A 17,227-nucleotide genomic window follows, 5' to 3' on the forward strand; every position below is an offset into this window, starting at 1 on the left:
CCCATTTGACGTACTACGGAGTACAAATCCACGCAGTCGCCAGAAATAATTCGACTCTGACCCTAATTATTGGCATGTTTTGCAGATTTCTTCGGTAGCGCTTAAACTCGTTACATAAGGATACATCTGACACATTATCAACATAGCGTTCCGTATCTGAACCTTTGATAATTACATTAGTCAACAAACAAAAATTCCTGGAGGTAATAATGGACAGCCCAAAACCAAACAACCGCATTCATCCTCTGGTTGCTGCCGCAGCAGTAGCAGTGACCTTGGCCAGCCTGGTCGGCGTAGCCGCCATGACCGGCCTGTTTCCTAGTTCGAATTCGACACCGGCGCCGGTCGCGGCGATGTCGGCAGCTCCTGGGGACTATAACAGCCAGCAGCCTGGCGCCCAGCAGCAGGCAAACGGCGCGCCGGCAGGCCAGAACGGCTACTACCAGCAGCAGCCGGCCCAGGCTCAGCAGCAACAGCCGCGCTCGGCTCCGCGCCCTGAATATGCGCAAGCGCCGCGCCAGCAGGAACCAGCGCCAGTGTCTGCACCATCGCCGGCCATCTGCCATAGCTGCGGCCGGGTGGAATCGATACAGGCTATCCAGCATGCAGCCCCGCCTAGCGGCCTGGGGATTGCCGCTGGCGCGGTGCTGGGCGGCGTTCTCGGCCACCAGGTCGGCCATGGCAACGGTAATACCCTGGCGACTGTAGCAGGCGCCGTCGGCGGCGGTTTTGCCGGTAATGAAGTGGAAAAACGCACCCGCACCAACACTACCTACCAGGTCGTGGTGCGGATGGAGGACGGCAAGGCACGTACCTTCCCGCAATCCGGCCAGGGATGGCGCGTCGGCGATCCGGTGCAGGTCGTCAACGGCCACCTGGAAGGCCGCGGCTAATACTAGTGCGGTGCTGCGCAAATGATGAAACCACATAAGCACTGCTTTTTTGCACCATGCGTCGTTGCGAATCCTCGCGATAGCGCCACTATCGCTCCGGTTTGCGCGGGGCGGCCATCCGCCTAGCCTGGCACAAAAAATCAGCACTTCTGTGGCTCCACCATTTACGAAGCACCACACTGCTCTGCCAATAAAAAAACCCGCTGTCGCTACGATTGTAGCCACAGCGGGTTTTTCTTTGTGCCGAGGTTTCTTAGCGGGCTTCTTCTATCCAGGCAGCTTGTATCGCTTCCAGGATTTTTTCGCCGGAGCGGTTTGGCTCATCGTCGAAACCATCCAGTTCCAGCACCCATTTGTGCAGGTCGGTAAAGCGGATCTTCTCCGGATCGGTATCCGGAAATTTGTCGTACAAGGCTTCGGCAACGCGTAATGTATCGGTCCACTTCATGGTGTCGCTCATGGTGCAGGTCCTCTCGCTTAGTGGTTTTCGCTGGCGTGGTTGATCGTGTACTTCGGAATCTCGACCACCAGGTCTTCGTCGGCGACAATTGCCTGGCACGACAGGCGCGAAGTCGCTTCCAGCCCCCAGGCCATATCCAGCAAGTCTTCTTCTTTGTCGTCCAGCTCGCCCAGCGATGCAAATCCTTCGCGCACTATTACATGGCAGGTAGTGCAAGCGCAGGATTTTTCGCAAGCGTGCTCGATCTCGATATCGTTGGCGAGCAAGGCGTCGCAGACGGATTGGCCGCGCGGGGCTTCGATCACGACGCCTTCCGGGCAGAAGGTAGGATGGGGCAATACGACGATTTGGGGCACTTGGTTTACCTCGGGAATAGGTTGGCTTATTAATCTATTTAATTAATCTGATTTTTATGACACTTGATCCAGTGTCTTGCCGGTCAGCGCATCATGCACGCTGCGGTCCATGCGGCGCGCGGCGAATTCTTCGGTGCCGTGCGCCAGCGCATCGACTGCGGCCTTGATCGCCAGATGGTCTGTGCCCTGCGCCTGCACGCGCACGGCATCGATCAAAGCGGCTATATCCACGCGCTCCTGCTCGGACAACAACGCAGCGTCGGCGGACAATGCCGATTCGGTGGCCAGCACAATGCGCTCGGCCTCCACCTGCTCTTCTTTCAGCGCGCGCGCCTGCATGTCGACATCGGCCGAAGCAAACGATTCCTGCAGCATGCGGGCGATGTCGTCATCCGCCAGGCCGTACGAAGGCTTGACGCTGATCGATGCTTCCACGCCGGAGCGCAGTTCACGCGCCGAGACCGACAGCAAACCGTCGGCGTCGACCTGGTAGGTCACGCGTATCCGCGCCGCGCCGGCCGCCATCGGCGGGATGCCGCGCAGCTCGAACTTCGCCAGCGAACGGCAATCGCTGACCAGCTCGCGCTCGCCCTGCAGGACCTGGATTGCCATCGCGGTCTGGCCATCCTTGAAGGTGGTGAATTCCTGCGCGCGCGCGCAAGGGATGGTCGAATTGCGTGGGATTACCTTCTCCACCAGTCCGCCCATGGTCTCTATGCCCAGCGACAGCGGGATCACATCCAGCAGCAGCCAGTCATCGCCCGGAGCGCGGTTGCCGGCCAGCAGGTTGGCCTGGATCGCGGCGCCCAGCGCCACTACCTTGTCCGGATCGATATTCGCCAGCGGCGTGGTTTCGAAGTAAGCGCCGACGGCCTTGCGGATGCTGGGCATGCGGGTTGCGCCGCCGACCAGCACCACGCCGTCGACATCGTCCACCGTCAGTTCGGCGTCGCGCAGCGCCTTGCGGGTCGGCGTCAGCGTCTTGGCCACCAGATGCTGGGTGATCTCATCAAAAATCGCTGACGTCAGCTGTAAATGGACCCGCTCGCCGGAATTCAAGGCAGCATCGATGCTGACTTCCGCCTTGGTCGAAAGCAGTTCCTTGGCTTCACGCGCCTTGACCATCAGGATCCGCGTGTCTTCGTCGGACAACGGCGCCAGTCCGGCCTGCTGGCTGATCCAGCAAAATATCCGGTGGTCGAAATCGTCGCCGCCCAGCGCCGAGTCGCCGCCGGTCGCCAATACTTCAAATACGCCCTTGGTCAGCTTCAGGATCGAGATATCGAAGGTGCCGCCGCCCAGGTCGTAGACCACGTACACGCCTTCCGAGGCGTTATCCAGGCCCGTAGGCGATCGCAGCCGCGGTCGGTTCATTGAGCAGGCGCAGCACATTCAGGCCGGCCAGCTTGGCGGCGTCCTTGGTGGCCTGGCGCTGCGCATCGTCGAAATAGGCAGGCACGGTAATCACGGCGCCGACCAGGTCGTCGCCCAGCGCATCTTCCGCCTGTTGGCGCAAGGTCGCTAGGATTTCGGCGGAGATTTCGACCGGGCTCTTGATGCCGGCGGCGGTCTTCAACTGCACCATGCCCGGCACATCGAGGAAATCGTAAGGCAGGTTTTCGGCGTAGGCGATGTCCTTCAGGCCGCGCCCCATGAAACGCTTGACCGACAGGATGGTGTTCTTCGGATCGGTGGTCTGCGCCGCCTGCGCCTTGTAGCCGATATGTGCATTGCCGTTCGGCAGGTAACGCACGATGGACGGCAGCAATGGTCGTCCTGCTTCGTCGTTCAGCACTTCGGGAATGCTGTTGCGCACCGTGGCGACCAGGGAATTGGTGGTGCCCAGGTCTATCCCCACCGCCAGCCGATGCTGATGCGGCGCGGTGGACATGCCTGGCTCGGAAATTTGTAAAAGTGCCATAGGGTGTTTTCGTTTATTGCTTTATTGTGGCAGGGCGATGCGGATACCGAGCGCGATGAATGCAGAGCCTGCCAGTCGGTTCATGATGGTGGCGGCCGATTTTTTGCGCTGGAAGAAGGCGCCGACCATGCCGGAAAACAGGGCGACCACGCTAAGGATGGCCAGCGCCTGCACGATGAATACGGCTGCCAGCAGCAGCATCTGCGCCGGGATGTGGCCCGCGCTTTCGTTCACGAACTGCGGCAGGAAGGCGATGAAGAACAAGGTCACCTTCGGATTCAGCATATTGGCGATCACGCTCTGCCAGTAGATGCGCGACAACTTCATCGGCTCGGCATTGCCCTGCAGCTGAATCGCCGAATGCGAACGCAAGGTGCGCACGCCGATATAGATCAAGTAAGCCGCGCCGGCATAACGCAGCAAGGAATACGCCAGCGGCGAAGCCTTGATCAGCGCGGCAAAACCCAGCACCGCCAGCATGGTATGGAAAATCAGGCCGGAACTGAAACCCGCGGCGGCGACCAAACCAGCCTTGCGGCCCTGGGTGATGCCGCGCGTCAGCACGTAGATATTATCCGGCCCCGGGGCCAGGGTCAGTGTCATTGCGGCAATCAGGAATAACCAGATTTCAGGCATGTTCGTACTCGGCTAATAAAGTGGTGTTTTACGATTCAAGAACGGCGAATGCATTGCCGATCTCTTCCCCAAATTTTTCCAGGAACATCAGCTGCCGCACATATTGCGCAGCCTGCTGGAAATCCTGTGCATCCAGCAAGTCGCCTATGCGCTGCAGGTCGGCCTTGCGGGCAGCGCGCAGTTCAAGGTCCAGCTGTTCCAGCGCCGCCAGGTCCTTGCCGGCGCGCGCATCGTCCAGCGTTTCGCGCCATTCCATCTGCTGCATCAGGAACGCCGCCGGCATCGCCGTGTTCGACTCCGCCTGCAGCTCGACGCCGTTCAGCTCGCACAGGTAGGCGGCGCGCTTGAACGGGCTTTTCAGGGTCTGGTAGGCCTCGTTGGCGCGCGTAGTCCATTGCATCGCCACCCGCTTCTCGGCGCCACTGGCGCTGGCGAAACGGTCTGGATGCGTCTGGTTCTGCACCTCGTGATAGGCGCGGTCCAGCGCCGCGCTATCCAGCGTGAAGCGTTGAGGCAGGTGGAACAGTTCAAAGTGATTTTGCATGGCTCTTAAAACAAAAGCCTGTTGGAGTACAACAGGCTTGGTCCAATCCAACGTGGTGCGGGTCAAGCAGACGGACCTGGATCAGATCCGGAAACTTTCGCCGCAGCCGCACTCGTCCTTGACGTTCGGGTTGTAGAACTTGAAGCCTTCGTTCAAACCCTCGCGCGCAAAATCGAGCTCGGTGCCGTCGATATACGGCAAGCTCTTGGGATCGACAAACACCTGGATCCCGTGCGATTCGAACACTGCATCTTCGTCAGTCTTCTCGTCCACGTATTCCAGTTTGTAAGCCAGCCCCGAGCAACCGGTAGTGCGCACGCCGAAGCGCAGGCCGATGCCCTTGCCGCGCCGTTCGATATAGCGGTTGATGTGCTTGGCCGCTTTTTCCGTCAGTGTGATTGCCATATATGCCGTCGATCTCTTTTCGCTAGATTAATAGCTTTTAAGCTGCCTGCTTTTGCTCGCCGTGCTTGGCCTTGTAATCTTCTACCGCAGCCTTGATCGCATCTTCAGCCAGGATCGAGCAGTGGATCTTGACCGGCGGCAGCGCCAGTTCTTCGGCGATCTGGGTGTTCTTGATCGACATCGCCTGGTCCAGCGTCTTGCCCTTGACCCATTCGGTCACCAGCGACGACGAAGCAATCGCCGAGCCGCAACCGTAGGTCTTGAACTTGGCGTCCTGGATGATGCCGTCGGCGCCGACCTTGATCTGCAGTTTCATGACGTCGCCGCATGCAGGCGCGCCGACCATGCCGGTGCCTACGGTTTCGTCGCCCTTTTCAAAAGCGCCGACATTGCGTGGGTTTTCGTAGTGGTCCAAAACTTTTTCTGAATAAGACATTTTGCTACTCCTTGTTTGAGCCGCGCCGGTGACCTCTCACCGGCTGCGGCGTAATCTTGCAAATGCGCCTGTTAGTGCGCCGCCCATTGGATGGTGCTGATGTCGATGCCATCCTTGTACATGTCCCACAGCGGCGACAGCTCGCGCAGTTTCGCAACCTTGGTCTTGATCAGTTCAATCGTGAAATCGATGTCTTCTTCGGTCGTGAAACGGCCGATGGTGAAACGGATCGAGCTGTGCGCCAGTTCGTCGCTGCGGCCCAGCGCGCGCAATACATACGACGGCTCCAGGCTGGCCGAAGTACAGGCCGAACCGGACGATACCGCAATGTCCTTGATCGCCATGATCAGCGATTCGCCTTCAACGTAGTTGAAACTGACGTTGAGGTTATGCGGCACGCGGTGCGCCATGTCGCCGTTGACATACACTTCTTCAATCGTTTGCAGGCCGGTCGCCAGGCGGTCGCGCAGCGCCTTGATGCGGACGATTTCTTGATCCATTTCTTCACGGGCGATTTCAAAAGCCGCGCCCATGCCGACGATCTGGTGTGTCGGCAAGGTGCCCGAACGCAGGCCGCGCTCATGGCCGCCGCCGTGCATCTGCGCTTCCAGGCGGACGCGCGGTTTGCGCCGCACATACAGCGCGCCGATGCCTTTAGGACCGTATGTCTTGTGGGCAGTGAAAGTCATCAGGTCGACCTTCCATTTTTCCAGGTCGATCACTACCTTGCCGGTGGCTTGCGCCGCGTCGCAATGGAAAATGATGCCCTTCTGGCGGCACAGTTCGCCGATTTCCGCGACAGGCTGGATCACGCCGATTTCATTGTTGACCAGCATCACCGAGACCAGGATGGTGTCGGGACGGATCGCAGCTTCCAGCTGTTCCAGCGTGATCAGGCCATTGTCCTGCGGCTGCAGGTAAGTCGCTTCGAAGCCTTGGCGTTCCAGTTCGCGCACCACGTCCAGCACGGCTTTGTGCTCGGTCTTGACGGTGATGATGTGCTTGCCCTTGGTCTTGTAGAAATTGGCCGCGCCCTTGATCGCCAGGTTGTTGCCTTCGGTGGCGCCGGAAGTCCAGATGATCTCGCGCGAATCGGCGTTGACCAGCTTGGCGACCTGCTCGCGCGCATCTTCCACGGCTTTTTCAGCGGACCAGCCATACATGTGGCTGCGCGAAGCCGGGTTGCCGAATTGCTCGCGCAAATAGGGAATCATCTTGTCGGCCACACGCGGATCGATAGGCGTGGTTGCCGAATAGTCCATGTAAATCGGGAAGTGAGGCGCCTTCAATGTGTCTATCAGGCTTTTTTCCAAGGGTGCGTTCATACTTTTTCTAGCTCCAATCAAGCGACCAGGTGGGACCTATGCATCACCACCACGTTTTGTTCCAGGGCCTTCCTCTGCTGCGCCTGCTGCTGCGCATGTTGCTGATCCACCAAATCCTTCAGCGACACCGAATCCAGGTATTCGACCATCTTGGCGTTCAAGGTCGACCACAGGTCATGTGTCATGCAACGGCTGCCGCCCTCGTGATCCGGGCTGTGGCAGTTTTCCTTGCCGCCGCACTGGGTCGCATCCAGCGGTTCGTCGACCGCGATAATGATGTCCGCCACCGTAACGTCTTCCGCCTTGCGCGCCAGGTTGTATCCGCCGCCTGGCCCGCGCACGGATTCAACAATCTGGTGACGACGCAATTTACCGAACAATTGTTCCAGATATGACAGGGAAATCTCTTGACGCTCGCTAATTGCAGACAAAGTTACCGGACCTTTGCCTTGGCGCAATGCCAAATCGATCATCGCAGTTACCGCAAACCGGCCTTTTGTAGTCAGACGCATGTAATCTCCGCTCTTAAACCTATCTATCCGTGTATCCCAAATGCTGGATTACGAGGTGTTGTGACAGTATACCAAACTTGAGTGAATCCGTCAGGTATTGCCCGATTCCTGGAATCCCGCGCCGGGCTTGGCTTTTGCGCCGATTGTCATTTATACAATTACAACAAACAAGGGCATCTGGAACGAGCCGGATTTGACGCGGGAAATTGCCATATAGACACAAGCCATGGCGGTCGGAATGGTGTCAAATGTAAAAATATATTCAAGGAAGCGGCGCTTAAACCTATAATACCGACCCTCCCGCACAGTCCTCTTTTTGAGCAGCATGGCCATCCGCAAATCCAAGACACCGCAATCACCGACGCAGAGAGCTGACCAGAAACGCGTCGACATCCTGAAATCCGCAGGAAAGTGCTTCCGCAAGGCCGGTTTCCACCAGACCTCGATGCAGGAGATCTGCACCGAAGTCGGCCTCGGCCCGGGCGCGGTGTACCGCTATTTCACCAGCAAGGATGCGATTATTGCGGCCATGGCGGAGGACGAAAGGCGCCAGGCGCGTACTTTGTTATCTGAATTCCACGATACCGACGACCTGCCGCAGGCGCTGTCCGCCATCACCCGCGCCTTCGCCCGCCGCTACGCAGCGATCAGCGACGCCGGCCTGATGACCGAGATTTACGCGGAAGGCTTGCGCAACAAGCGTGTGGGTGCGGTGATCAAGACGGCGGAGACGGAGTGGGTAGACGGCCTGGCCGACATGCTGCGCACCGCCCAGGAACGCGGCCAGATCGACCAGGCCCTGGATGCCCATGCGGCGGCGCTGCTGCTGACCGCCATGTGGGACGGCATCGTGATCCGCCAGGCCTACACGCCGGAACTGCCGGAAGCGATGCTGGGGCTGTTCGACGACATGCTCAAGCGCTGGCTGGCCAACGCCGTCCCGGCCGCCGGCAAACGGAGCAAACCGGCGCCGGCCCCGAAAACCGCGACGCCTGTCGCTGAGCCGCAACTGGATCTCAGCCCGCCCCCGGCACCTGCGCCCGCAGCAGAAAAACCGCTGACCCAGGCCGAAATCGACCTGCGGCAAATGAGCCTGATCTAAGTACGCCGCAACAGCTGCATCGGCCCGAACAGGGCCTGCATGCCGGCGTTGCCGATGAAGCTGAGATTGTATGGGTGCTCGGCGACTGCTTTCGGAAAGCGCGCAGTCACTGGGTAGGCATTCAGCTGCTCGGCGATTTTCCCCCACAACACCAGCGTCGGCAGATCCTCGCCGCGTTTGTCCGCGGCATCGGCCAGCCCCTGCAACACTGCCTGCATGAACGGCTGCCAGGCCTTGGCGTCCTTGACCGGCGGCACGTCCGGACGGAACACCAGCGAAGCGTTCAGCAGCAAAAATCCCCGTTTCACCATGTTGTCCTGCAGGTCGGCCAGCAGCTGGATCGCCTGTGAACCGTCCTTCTGCGCCTGCAACGCCACATCCGACATCGCATCGCCGGTCGTGTTTTCCAGCGCCAGCTGGCCATCGGCGACCAGCAGCATCTTCATGAAATTGCGCAGGGAAGTCGCGCGGTTGACCTGCTTCGACAGCCCCTTCTCCGACCACAGGGAGCCGACCGCGCCGTCCATGAAACAGACGCCGGTGGCGCTGGCCGCGCGCGGATAAGGTCCCTCGCCCACCAGCACATAACGCACCGCTTCCAGCGGCTGGGTGAAGGCGGCAAACATACGGCCCTCGGTAGGCAGGTAATCGGCCGCGGCCAAGTCCTTCAGGTAGGCCGGATTGGCTTGCGCCACCGCGCGCAAGCCGTGCTCCAGGATGGCGAGCCAGGAAGCATGCACGCCGGTCAACGCGGAACGGATTGAAGCAGGAAGAAAATCAGTCATAAATCGTCAAAAACAGGATTGATCAAACACAGGCTGCAAAAAATCCTGCAACTACAAAACGATATTGTCCGCGCCCGGCGCACCGAACAGCTGCTGCTTCAGCACATGCAGCTGGTCGCGCACCTGGGCGGCTTTTTCGAACTCCAGGTTCTTGGCGTGATCGACCATCTGCTTCTCCAGGCGCTTGATCTCCTTGCTCACCTGTTTCTCGCTCATCGCCTCGTACTTGGCCTGGTCCTGCGCCGCATGCAGCACTTCGCGCGCTTCCTGCGGGCTGTAGACGCCGTCGATCAATTCCTTGATCTGCTTGCTGATGCCGACCGGCGTGATGCCGTTGGCGGCATTGAAGGCGATCTGCTTGTTGCGGCGGCGCTCGGTTTCGTCGATGGCGCGGCGCATGGAATCGGTCATGCGGTCCGCATACAGGATCGCGGTGCCGTTCAGGTTACGCGCGGCGCGGCCTATGGTCTGGATCAGGCTGCGCTCGGAACGCAGGAAGCCTTCCTTGTCGGCATCCAGGATCGCCACCAGCGACACTTCAGGAATATCCAGGCCCTCGCGCAGCAGGTTGATGCCAACCAGCACGTCGAACGTGCCCAGGCGCAGGTCGCGGATGATTTCCACGCGCTCGACGGTTTCGATATCGCTGTGCAGGTAGCGCACCTTGATGCCGTTATCGCTCAGGAACTCGGTCAGCTGCTCCGCCATGCGCTTGGTCAGCGTGGTGACCAGCACCCGTTCGTTCTTCTTGATGCGGGCATTGGCTTCGTTCATCAGGTCGTCGACCTGGCTCAAGGCCGGCCGCACTTCGATCGCAGGATCGATCAGGCCGGTCGGCCGCACCACCTGCTCCACCACCTGGTCGGCATGCTGGTTTTCATAATCGGCCGGCGTGGCCGAGACAAAAATCGTCTGCCGCATCTTGCCTTCGAATTCATCGAAACGCAGCGGCCGGTTATCCAGCGCCGACGGCAGCCGGAAACCGTAATCCACCAGGTTGGTCTTGCGCGAGCGGTCGCCGTTGTACATGGCGTTCAGCTGGCCGATCAGCACGTGCGATTCGTCCAGGAACATCAGCGCATCCTGCGGCAGGTAATCGACCAGGGTCGGCGGCGGCTCGCCCGGCAAGGCGCCGCTCAGGTGGCGCGAATAGTTTTCGATGCCCTTGGTGAAACCGATTTCCTGCATCATTTCCAGATCGAAACGGGTGCGCTGCTCAATGCGCTGCTCTTCAATCAGTTTATTTTCCTTACGGAAAAATTCGAGCCGGTCGCGCAGTTCATCCTTGATGGTTTCGATGGCGCGCAGCACGGTGGCGCGCGGCGTTACATAGTGCGAACCGGGATAGACGGTGAAGCGCGGGATCTTTTGCCGCACGCGGCCGGTGAGCGGGTCGAACAGCTGCAAGCTGTCGATTTCATCGTCGAACATCTCGATGCGCAAGGCCAGCTCGGCATGCTCGGCCGGAAAGACGTCGATGGTGTCGCCGCGCACGCGGAAGGTGCCGCGGCCGAAATCGATCTCGTTGCGCGTGTATTGCATCTGGATCAGGCGCGCGATGACGTCGCGCTGGCTGACCTTGTCCTTGGCGCGCAAGGTCAGGATCATCTGGTGGTATTCGTTGGGATTACCGATACCGTAGATCGCCGACACCGTTGCCACAATGACCACATCGCGCCGTTCCATCAGCGATTTGGTGCAGGACAGGCGCATCTGTTCTATGTGCTCATTGATCGAGGAATCTTTCTCGATGAACAAGTCGCGCTGCGGCACATAGGCTTCCGGCTGGTAATAATCGTAGTAGCTGACGAAATACTCGACGGCGTTGTGCGGGAAAAACTCGCGGAACTCGCTGTACAGCTGGGCCGCCAGCGTCTTATTGGGAGCGAAGACGATCGCCGGCCGCCCCATGCGGGCGATCACGTTGGCCATCGTATAGGTCTTGCCGGAGCCGGTCACCCCCAGCAAGGTCTGGTAGAACAGGCCGTCTTGCAGGCCCTCGGCGAGCTTGTCGATGGCCTCAGGCTGGTCGCCGGCCGGCTGGAACGGCTGGAACAGCTTGTACGGCGAATTCGGAAAAGTGACGATTTTGGACTCGTCGACAGTGCTCTGAACCTGTGATATGTCAGCCATGGGCTTCGACCTTTGGTAAAATAGACGGTAGTAAATCCGCGCCGATCAGCGATTTGTCTCGTGACCCGGCACAGCATTCAACCCGGCCGCAAAATCTCTTTTGCAGCCAACTTTTTATGTTATCACGATGAACGCACCTCTTTCAGCCTCCCTCTTTACCGCCATCGAAATGGCGCCACGCGATCCTATCCTCGGCATCACCGAGGGTTTCAATGCGGACCAGAATCCAGGCAAGACCAACCTCGGCGTCGGCGTCTATTACGATGACAACGGCAAGGTGCCGCTGCTGGAATGCGTGCAAAAGGCGGAAGCGCTGCTGATCGAAAAACTGGCGCCGCGCACCTACCTGCCGATCGAAGGCCTGGCGGCTTACGACAAGGCTGTGCAAGAACTGGTATTTGGGGCCGACAGCGCCGTAGTTCAAGAGAAGCGCGCGATCACCGTGCAAGCCATCGGCGGCACCGGCGCGCTGAAACTGGGCGCCGATTTCCTCAAGCGCTTCAGCGCCGACAACACGCAAGTCTGGATCAGCGATCCAAGCTGGGAAAACCACCGCGCGCTGTTCGAATCGGCCGGCTTCACCGTCAACAATTATCCTTACTATGACCCGGCCACCCGCGGCGTCAACTTCAGCGGCATGCTGGATGCGCTGAAATCGATGCCGAGCGGTTCGGTCGTCCTGCTGCACGCCTGCTGCCACAACCCGACCGGCGCCGACCTCAGCGATGCCGAATGGACCCAGGTCATCGACGTCGTCACCCAGCGCGGCCTGGTGCCCTTCCTCGACATGGCCTACCAGGGCTTTGGCGACGGCATCGAAGCCGACGGCCAGGTAGTGCGCCGCTTCACCGAAGCAGGCGGCCCGGTGTTCGTATCGAACTCGTTCTCGAAATCGTTCTCGCTGTACGGCGAACGCGTCGGCGCCCTGAGCATCGTCGCCGCCAGCAAGGAAGAAGCCGGCCGCGTGCTGTCGCAACTCAAGCGCGTGGTGCGCACCAACTACTCCAACCCGCCGATCCACGGCGGCCAGGTAGTCGCCACCGCCCTGGCCTCGCCAGAGCTGCGCAAGCTGTGGGAAGAAGAACTGGCCGGCATGCGCGTACGCATCCGCGAAATGCGCCACCTGCTGGTGAAAAAACTGAAGGAACAGGCCCCAGGCCACGACTTCGATTTCGTCACCAAGCAACGCGGCATGTTCTCCTACTCCGGCCTGACCAAGGCCCAGGTCGAACGCCTGCGCGACGAATTCTCGATCTACGCCGTCGACACCGGCCGCATCTGCGTGGCCGCGCTCAATACCAAAAATATTGATAATGTTGTCGCCGCAATCGTAAAAGTCCTGTAATATTCGGCTCCCGGAGAAGTTGCAACGACTGCTCCGGGATGTAGAAAAGTTTAGAAAAAGCTTTGACAACTCAGCGAATTCGAGACTATAATTCTGCTTCTTTCAATTCCCTGATAGCTCAGTTGGTAGAGCGACGGACTGTTAATCCGCAGGTCCCTGGTTCGAGTCCAGGTCGGGGAGCCAAGATTCCAAAGGGGTCACATGCAAATGTGACCCCTTTTCTTTTGCTCCGCAATTCTTTACATGCTCCGCAAAAAATCTTGCTGCCGCAGCCCCTCGAGCAAAAAACATTTTGCGCCAATTGGAATATTTTCCGAGGCGTGGCATCACAGCACTTCCCCAAGCATCTTCGCACACCGAATGACTTGCTCAGTCAGATCCTCCGTCACCCCATCACAACCTTCGCACTCCACTTCATTTCGCATATCGCTCGCATCTGCCAATACCCGAATGTAAGCATGAAATTCGGACTGGGAATTCAGAACTTCTTCTACATTCTCAAACTTGCCGATAACCGCGCTCAACTCCTTATAAGTCGGAGATTTTGTGTTGAGCTTACAGAACCAAGCTTGGTGCTGCTCATGAGTGCACAGAGATGCATACCACCTGGACATGCTAATAGGTTGACCAAGATAGCCGTGGTCCAGCCCGAAGGATTCAGTCGAAATATGGCTGAATCCTTTAATGAGAACAGCGGACTCCTAATCCTTGACCCACCTGTTCGAGAAAGTACTAACAAACTGTAAACACGAAGTACTCCACGTGTCATTGCAAGACTTGACCCCGATTCCCTCGATTCCCTCGATTCCCCCGGACCGTCTTTTTAAAAGTGCATCGACGTGCTGCTCTTCGACGGCTAGGGCCGCACGCAACACTTCGGGCTGGACGCCCTCACGCTGCCGCCCCCCCATTGCGCCACTGGACCATGGGCGGTCCTGTTTTCTCTGGAGAGAAACTGACTTGCGGCTCCTCCCGACCATCCCTCGGTCCTATGGACAGGACACTCGGTACGGGGCGGCGACTGGACGCCTTGCCCCACCGTTGCACGATGGTCCCAGCAGGCTGCGCCCTTCAAAACCACTTTACTGTCGAAAGTATGCTTAGCGAAAAAATTCTTTCGAGGCGAGTGCCTCTCCCACTTGCTCGGTTGTCGTCGCCAACTAAGCAGAAAAGAGCCAATCTAGAACTTCGCCATATGCAAAATGGAGGATAAGAGCTTTGTCAAAACAAAAAGAATTCAAAAAATTACTTGTTGACAACTGGGCTACAATCATTACAATCGATTTGCCTAGCGTTATTCGGCGCAAGCTGAATCGGATAATGAGTCATTATCCGCCTTGGATTTTTACTCATCAGGCGAGGAATTCGAATGTGGATTTCCGCCGGTCGACAAAAATCCACATTCGAATCCCTCGCTGCATTAGGTAGGCATGTTAGATAAATTTTTAGAAATGCCCAAGCCAAAGCTCGGGACGAAATTAGATGCATTCTCAGCGGCCCTTGATAAGGGCCGTTTTTCTATTCGTCGGAACATTTCACTCATTTTTCTTTGTGGTGCAAATAAAGAAACGAACATCCCGTCAGAGCGGCGAAGTTTTTTAAAACACGCTATCGAACGTGAATTACCGCATACCCGAATTGTTTATGCGGAAAAAGTGTTCGTTTGCGCGCCGAATTGACCCACTCAGTTTGACCCTCCCTCCATTGCCTAGCGAACGCCGCCACCCTGTCGTAAGACCCCTTGAAACCCAATTCCGACAGGTCCTCGTGAAGCTGTTTCAGGCTGCGTCGTTGCTTGCGAGATTTGGCCGCCTCGGTCTTGAGCCAGCCTGAGAGCTGGAAGGCGTATGGGTCGATGGCGCTGGCAGATTGGCGCTCTGCATAGGCCGGCTCGGTCGTTTCCGAACGTAGGTAGCGCCGGACGGTGTTGCGCGAGATGCCCAACCGCTTGGCGATTTCCCTGAGTGGAACCTGGTCCCGAAGGTGCCAGCGTCTGATTATTCCTAGTAATGCCACGTCGATCACTCCGATCCCCTACTCATTCTGACAAGTAGGATTGTGTGCTAAACGTGGGTCAATTTTCGATGCAAATTATGCGACTAAGTGGGTCAGTTTTCGGTGCAAATCAACACTCATGAGCCATATTTTAGCTCAATTGAGCCAAAATATGGCTCATGAGTAAAATAGAGCAGCGGACTCTTAATCCGTGGGCCGCTTGTTGAAGCAAGCCACCAACAAGGCAACTCTAAAAAATCTTTCATATGCCATTGCAAGACCTGTTCCTAGTTTTTCTAGTTGGGAATGAAAACGAAAGAGAATATCGCGGTCGGCACCGGTATCAATTACGGCGAGTATGATGGTCAAGGCAGGCTTGTTTGCATGATTCTTTTGAGAGTAATTCTTGAACGCAGCTGGATCTTATGAATATCGAACATATACTCGTCTATCTGATCATTGCTCTGGCTGCTCTCGCTAACATTGGCGTCACCCAGGTAATCATCAGGAGTGAGCTCTTCGAGCGGCGCCAAAAGGCATATCAATACGGTGTGATTTGGCTGCTTCCTTTCATTGGCGCCGCGGTGGTTTACGCATTTTCACGGGAACCGGAAACAAAAGGAAGCGGAATATATCCAGCCGAATCAATGCTTGGAGACGATCCAATCGTCGGAATAGGCAATGCGGCAAATGACTATTTTGAGCAAGGGCATCATTGACTTAATGATGTATAAAATTCTGTGTGGTTTGTTCCAGACGCTCAGTCTCGCAAATCCTGATCTCCGCTTATATCGCATTTCATACGTGAACTTTGAAAACCGGACTTCCAGTCTTGACTAGGCCGCCTGCCCTTCAAGCAGGATAGAGCCATCCTCATCAGCCTTAGCAAATATTTTTTCGTAATTCTTGATCGTTGAGTGCGTGCTATTTATCGGATGACCATGGGTTGCGGTAACAACCAGTACTGTTGCGCCAGCCGCTTCGCCAGCGGCAATGCCGACGGGCGCATCTTCAAATATCAGACAGCTGCTAACGTCCACTTCCAGTTTCCGGGCCGCCAGCAGATAGCAATCAGGGTTCGGCTTTCCGGCAGCAACATCGTCAGCCGTCACAAGCACAGCCGGAACAGGAATGCCCGCCGCTTTCATGCGCCGCAACGCCAGATCCTTGGGAGCCGAAGTCACAACTGCCCATTTGGTCGGTGGCAGAGACTTTAAAAAATCCGTCGCGCCAGGTATCTCGACAATGCCCTCGACGTCATTAATTTCGGCATCAGTGATTTTCAATGCTTCGACTTCAGGATTTATCCCGGGGAGTCCCAGTCGGGTTATGGTGTCGACGGCACGCGAACCGTGCATGGTCGGCAGGAAGGATGCCAGCTCGAGGCCATGGCGAACCGCCCACGCGCCCCAGATGCGTTCTGCCGCGGCTATCGAGTTGAGAATGGTGCCATCCATATCGAAAAGGAAGGCACTGTATCGACCTTCGGGTAACGATGAGCCACGACCTGCCATTTTCTCTTTCCTTCACACGCAAACTAGGGGCGTCCATTATCTCCGATATCAAACGGATGCGCGTCAGGCGCCACGGCCTCCCCCTCCCTTTTTACATCTCGTACGTGTTCAGGATTTCGTCAGGACGACATGGACCGCATTCGGCGTGGGGACATATTCTGCGACCTTATAGCCGAGTTTCGGCATGTCGATGCCGGCCAGAAGATTTTCCCCGGCACCGAGCAGGACCGGTGAGATGGCAAGGTGCAATTCGTCGACGAGTCCTGCACGAAGGTATTGCCGGACCGTGTCGACGCCGCCGCCGAGCCGGATATCGCGACCGCCGGCAGCCTCGGTGGCGCGCTGGAGCGCGGCATGGATATCATCAGTAATGAAGTGGAACACGGTGCCGCCCTCCATCGTGATCGATGGCCGGGCATGGTGGGTCAGCACGAAGACCTGGGTATGGTACGGCGGATTGTCACCCCACCATCCCTTCCATGTATCGTCGGGCCACGCACCTCTGACGGGCCCGAACATGTTGCGTCCCATGATCCAGGCGCCGATGTTGTCGAAACCGCGCGCTGCAAAGTCGTCATCCACGCCGGTCGCACCGCCCTCATTTCCAAACATCTTTTGAAACGTTCGCGTGGTGAAAGCCCATTGGTGCAAGGCCTTGCCGCCGACGCCGAGCGGATTGTCGAGATTCTGGCCGGGGCCTGCGCCGTAACCGTCAAGGGATAAAGAGAAACTGCGCACACAGAGTTTGGACATGGCTGCCGATCCTTTCAATTAGCGCCGGCAACCCGACGCGCCTGGGTAGCGGCATTGACAACTGTAGAGAGCTTTCAGAGCAATAATATAGCACCGCCGATTGCACATATGC

16 protein-coding genes, 1 tRNA gene and 2 pseudogenes are annotated in these 17,227 nt (G+C 57.7%); 5 read left to right on the forward strand and 14 right to left on the reverse strand.

Features of this window, described 5'->3' with window-relative positions:
- The first annotated feature begins 209 nt into the window (after positions 1 to 209).
- The gene (locus CFU_RS16105) at positions 210 to 893 is read left to right on the forward strand and encodes a glycine zipper 2TM domain-containing protein (RefSeq protein ID WP_050808619.1); all 684 of its coding nucleotides are present in this window, start codon (positions 210 to 212) and stop codon (positions 891 to 893) included.
- Between the two features lie 253 nt (positions 894 to 1,146).
- Here CFU_RS16105 and iscX read toward each other — a convergent pair whose 3' ends face one another.
- The 9 genes and pseudogenes from iscX to iscR all read right to left on the reverse strand — a co-directional run bounded on the left by iscX (position 1,147) and on the right by iscR (position 7,488).
- Positions 1,147 to 1,341, reverse strand: a complete 195-nt coding sequence (gene iscX, locus CFU_RS16110; RefSeq protein ID WP_041743587.1) for a Fe-S cluster assembly protein IscX — start codon at positions 1,339 to 1,341, stop codon at positions 1,147 to 1,149.
- A gap of 29 nt (positions 1,342 to 1,370) precedes the next feature.
- Positions 1,371 to 1,709, reverse strand: coding sequence for an ISC system 2Fe-2S type ferredoxin (fdx, locus tag CFU_RS16115; protein ID WP_014007101.1), 339 nt, complete (start codon positions 1,707 to 1,709; stop codon positions 1,371 to 1,373).
- 54 nt (positions 1,710 to 1,763) lie between these two features.
- Positions 1,764 to 3,630 (reverse strand): annotated as a pseudogene (gene hscA / locus CFU_RS16120) (Fe-S protein assembly chaperone HscA).
- A 21-nt stretch (positions 3,631 to 3,651) separates the two neighbouring features.
- Complete coding sequence (locus tag CFU_RS16125) at positions 3,652 to 4,266, reverse strand: LysE family translocator (protein ID WP_014007104.1); 615 nt, start codon at positions 4,264 to 4,266, stop codon at positions 3,652 to 3,654.
- 28 nt (positions 4,267 to 4,294) lie between these two features.
- Positions 4,295 to 4,810, reverse strand: coding sequence for a Fe-S protein assembly co-chaperone HscB (gene hscB, locus CFU_RS16130; protein ID WP_041742200.1), 516 nt, complete (start codon positions 4,808 to 4,810; stop codon positions 4,295 to 4,297).
- 81 nt (positions 4,811 to 4,891) lie between these two features.
- Positions 4,892 to 5,215 carry an iron-sulfur cluster assembly protein IscA gene (iscA, locus tag CFU_RS16135; protein ID WP_014007106.1) on the reverse strand — a complete coding sequence of 108 codons (324 nt, stop codon included), beginning with the start codon at positions 5,213 to 5,215 and terminating at the stop codon, positions 4,892 to 4,894.
- 37 nt (positions 5,216 to 5,252) lie between these two features.
- Positions 5,253 to 5,651, reverse strand: coding sequence for a Fe-S cluster assembly scaffold IscU (gene iscU / locus CFU_RS16140; RefSeq protein WP_014007107.1), 399 nt, complete (start codon positions 5,649 to 5,651; stop codon positions 5,253 to 5,255).
- Positions 5,652 to 5,722: 71 nt separating this feature from the next.
- The gene (locus CFU_RS16145) at positions 5,723 to 6,976 is read right to left on the reverse strand and encodes an IscS subfamily cysteine desulfurase (protein ID WP_041742201.1); all 1,254 of its coding nucleotides are present in this window, start codon (positions 6,974 to 6,976) and stop codon (positions 5,723 to 5,725) included.
- A 17-nt stretch (positions 6,977 to 6,993) separates the two neighbouring features.
- The gene (gene iscR, locus CFU_RS16150) at positions 6,994 to 7,488 is read right to left on the reverse strand and encodes a Fe-S cluster assembly transcriptional regulator IscR (protein ID WP_014007109.1); all 495 of its coding nucleotides are present in this window, start codon (positions 7,486 to 7,488) and stop codon (positions 6,994 to 6,996) included.
- A 325-nt stretch (positions 7,489 to 7,813) separates the two neighbouring features.
- On the opposite strand from iscR, the gene CFU_RS16155 reads away from it, so the two are divergent.
- A complete protein-coding gene (locus CFU_RS16155) occupies positions 7,814 to 8,590 on the forward strand; it encodes a TetR/AcrR family transcriptional regulator (protein ID WP_041742202.1) in 777 nt (258 codons plus the stop codon).
- On the opposite strand, the gene CFU_RS16160 is transcribed toward CFU_RS16155, so the two are convergent.
- Together CFU_RS16160 and uvrB are read right to left on the reverse strand one after the other, a co-directional pair.
- Entirely contained in the window at positions 8,587 to 9,375 is a 789-nt protein-coding gene (locus CFU_RS16160) for a uracil-DNA glycosylase (protein WP_014007112.1), read from the reverse strand. The genes CFU_RS16155 and CFU_RS16160 overlap by 4 nt on opposite strands.
- A 51-nt stretch (positions 9,376 to 9,426) precedes the next feature.
- Positions 9,427 to 11,508 carry an excinuclease ABC subunit UvrB gene (uvrB, locus tag CFU_RS16165; protein ID WP_014007113.1) on the reverse strand — a complete coding sequence of 694 codons (2,082 nt, stop codon included), beginning with the start codon at positions 11,506 to 11,508 and terminating at the stop codon, positions 9,427 to 9,429.
- A 127-nt stretch (positions 11,509 to 11,635) separates the two neighbouring features.
- Here uvrB and CFU_RS16170 point away from each other — a divergent pair, with 127 nt between their 5' ends.
- Positions 11,636 to 12,853: an aromatic amino acid transaminase gene (locus tag CFU_RS16170; RefSeq protein ID WP_041742203.1), complete on the forward strand. Its 1,218-nt coding sequence runs from the start codon at positions 11,636 to 11,638 to the stop codon at positions 12,851 to 12,853.
- 107 nt (positions 12,854 to 12,960) lie between these two features.
- Positions 12,961 to 13,036 (forward strand) — tRNA-Asn (locus tag CFU_RS16175).
- A 1,464-nt stretch (positions 13,037 to 14,500) separates the two neighbouring features.
- On the opposite strand, the pseudogene CFU_RS16185 reads toward CFU_RS16175, so the two are convergent.
- Positions 14,501 to 14,878, reverse strand: a pseudogene (locus tag CFU_RS16185) (helix-turn-helix domain-containing protein); the annotation flags it as partial.
- Positions 14,879 to 15,273: 395 nt separating this feature from the next.
- Between CFU_RS16185 and CFU_RS16190 the strand changes: the two are divergent.
- Positions 15,274 to 15,567 (forward strand): hypothetical protein, encoded by a 294-nt coding sequence (locus tag CFU_RS16190; RefSeq protein ID WP_041742205.1) that lies wholly within the window; start codon positions 15,274 to 15,276, stop codon positions 15,565 to 15,567.
- Positions 15,568 to 15,684: 117 nt separating this feature from the next.
- Here the strand turns inward: CFU_RS16190 and CFU_RS16195 are convergent, their stop codons facing one another.
- Together CFU_RS16195 and CFU_RS16200 are read right to left on the reverse strand one after the other, a co-directional pair.
- Complete coding sequence (locus tag CFU_RS16195) at positions 15,685 to 16,362, reverse strand: HAD-IA family hydrolase (RefSeq protein WP_041742206.1); 678 nt, start codon at positions 16,360 to 16,362, stop codon at positions 15,685 to 15,687.
- Positions 16,363 to 16,470: 108 nt separating this feature from the next.
- Positions 16,471 to 17,115: a dihydrofolate reductase family protein gene (locus CFU_RS16200; protein WP_041742207.1), complete on the reverse strand. Its 645-nt coding sequence runs from the start codon at positions 17,113 to 17,115 to the stop codon at positions 16,471 to 16,473.
- Positions 17,116 to 17,227: the final 112 nt, after the last annotated feature.

This window comes from Collimonas fungivorans Ter331, from assembly GCF_000221045.1.
In the GTDB taxonomy this organism is placed as follows: domain Bacteria; phylum Pseudomonadota; class Gammaproteobacteria; order Burkholderiales; family Burkholderiaceae_D; genus Collimonas; species Collimonas fungivorans_A.

What these genes read in the sequence shown, in the direction of transcription:
- CFU_RS16105 (WP_050808619.1), top strand. Translation starts at nt 210, where the DNA reads ATGGACAGCCCAAAACCAAACAACCGCATTCATCCTCTGGTTGCTGCC.
- iscX (WP_041743587.1), bottom strand. Translation starts at nt 1,341, where the DNA reads ATGAAGTGGACCGATACATTACGCGTTGCCGAAGCCTTGTACGACAAA.
- CFU_RS16125 (WP_014007104.1), bottom strand. Translation starts at nt 4,266, where the DNA reads ATGCCTGAAATCTGGTTATTCCTGATTGCCGCAATGACACTGACCCTG.
- hscB (WP_041742200.1), bottom strand. Translation starts at nt 4,810, where the DNA reads ATGCAAAATCACTTTGAACTGTTCCACCTGCCTCAACGCTTCACGCTG.
- iscA (WP_014007106.1), bottom strand. Translation starts at nt 5,215, where the DNA reads ATGGCAATCACACTGACGGAAAAAGCGGCCAAGCACATCAACCGCTAT.
- iscU (WP_014007107.1), bottom strand. Translation starts at nt 5,651, where the DNA reads ATGTCTTATTCAGAAAAAGTTTTGGACCACTACGAAAACCCACGCAAT.
- CFU_RS16145 (WP_041742201.1), bottom strand. Translation starts at nt 6,976, where the DNA reads ATGAACGCACCCTTGGAAAAAAGCCTGATAGACACATTGAAGGCGCCT.
- iscR (WP_014007109.1), bottom strand. Translation starts at nt 7,488, where the DNA reads ATGCGTCTGACTACAAAAGGCCGGTTTGCGGTAACTGCGATGATCGAT.
- CFU_RS16155 (WP_041742202.1), top strand. Translation starts at nt 7,814, where the DNA reads ATGGCCATCCGCAAATCCAAGACACCGCAATCACCGACGCAGAGAGCT.
- CFU_RS16160 (WP_014007112.1), bottom strand. Translation starts at nt 9,375, where the DNA reads ATGACTGATTTTCTTCCTGCTTCAATCCGTTCCGCGTTGACCGGCGTG.
- uvrB (WP_014007113.1), bottom strand. Translation starts at nt 11,508, where the DNA reads ATGGCTGACATATCACAGGTTCAGAGCACTGTCGACGAGTCCAAAATC.
- CFU_RS16170 (WP_041742203.1), top strand. Translation starts at nt 11,636, where the DNA reads ATGAACGCACCTCTTTCAGCCTCCCTCTTTACCGCCATCGAAATGGCG.
- CFU_RS16190 (WP_041742205.1), top strand. Translation starts at nt 15,274, where the DNA reads ATGAATATCGAACATATACTCGTCTATCTGATCATTGCTCTGGCTGCT.
- CFU_RS16195 (WP_041742206.1), bottom strand. Translation starts at nt 16,362, where the DNA reads ATGGCAGGTCGTGGCTCATCGTTACCCGAAGGTCGATACAGTGCCTTC.
- CFU_RS16200 (WP_041742207.1), bottom strand. Translation starts at nt 17,115, where the DNA reads ATGTCCAAACTCTGTGTGCGCAGTTTCTCTTTATCCCTTGACGGTTAC.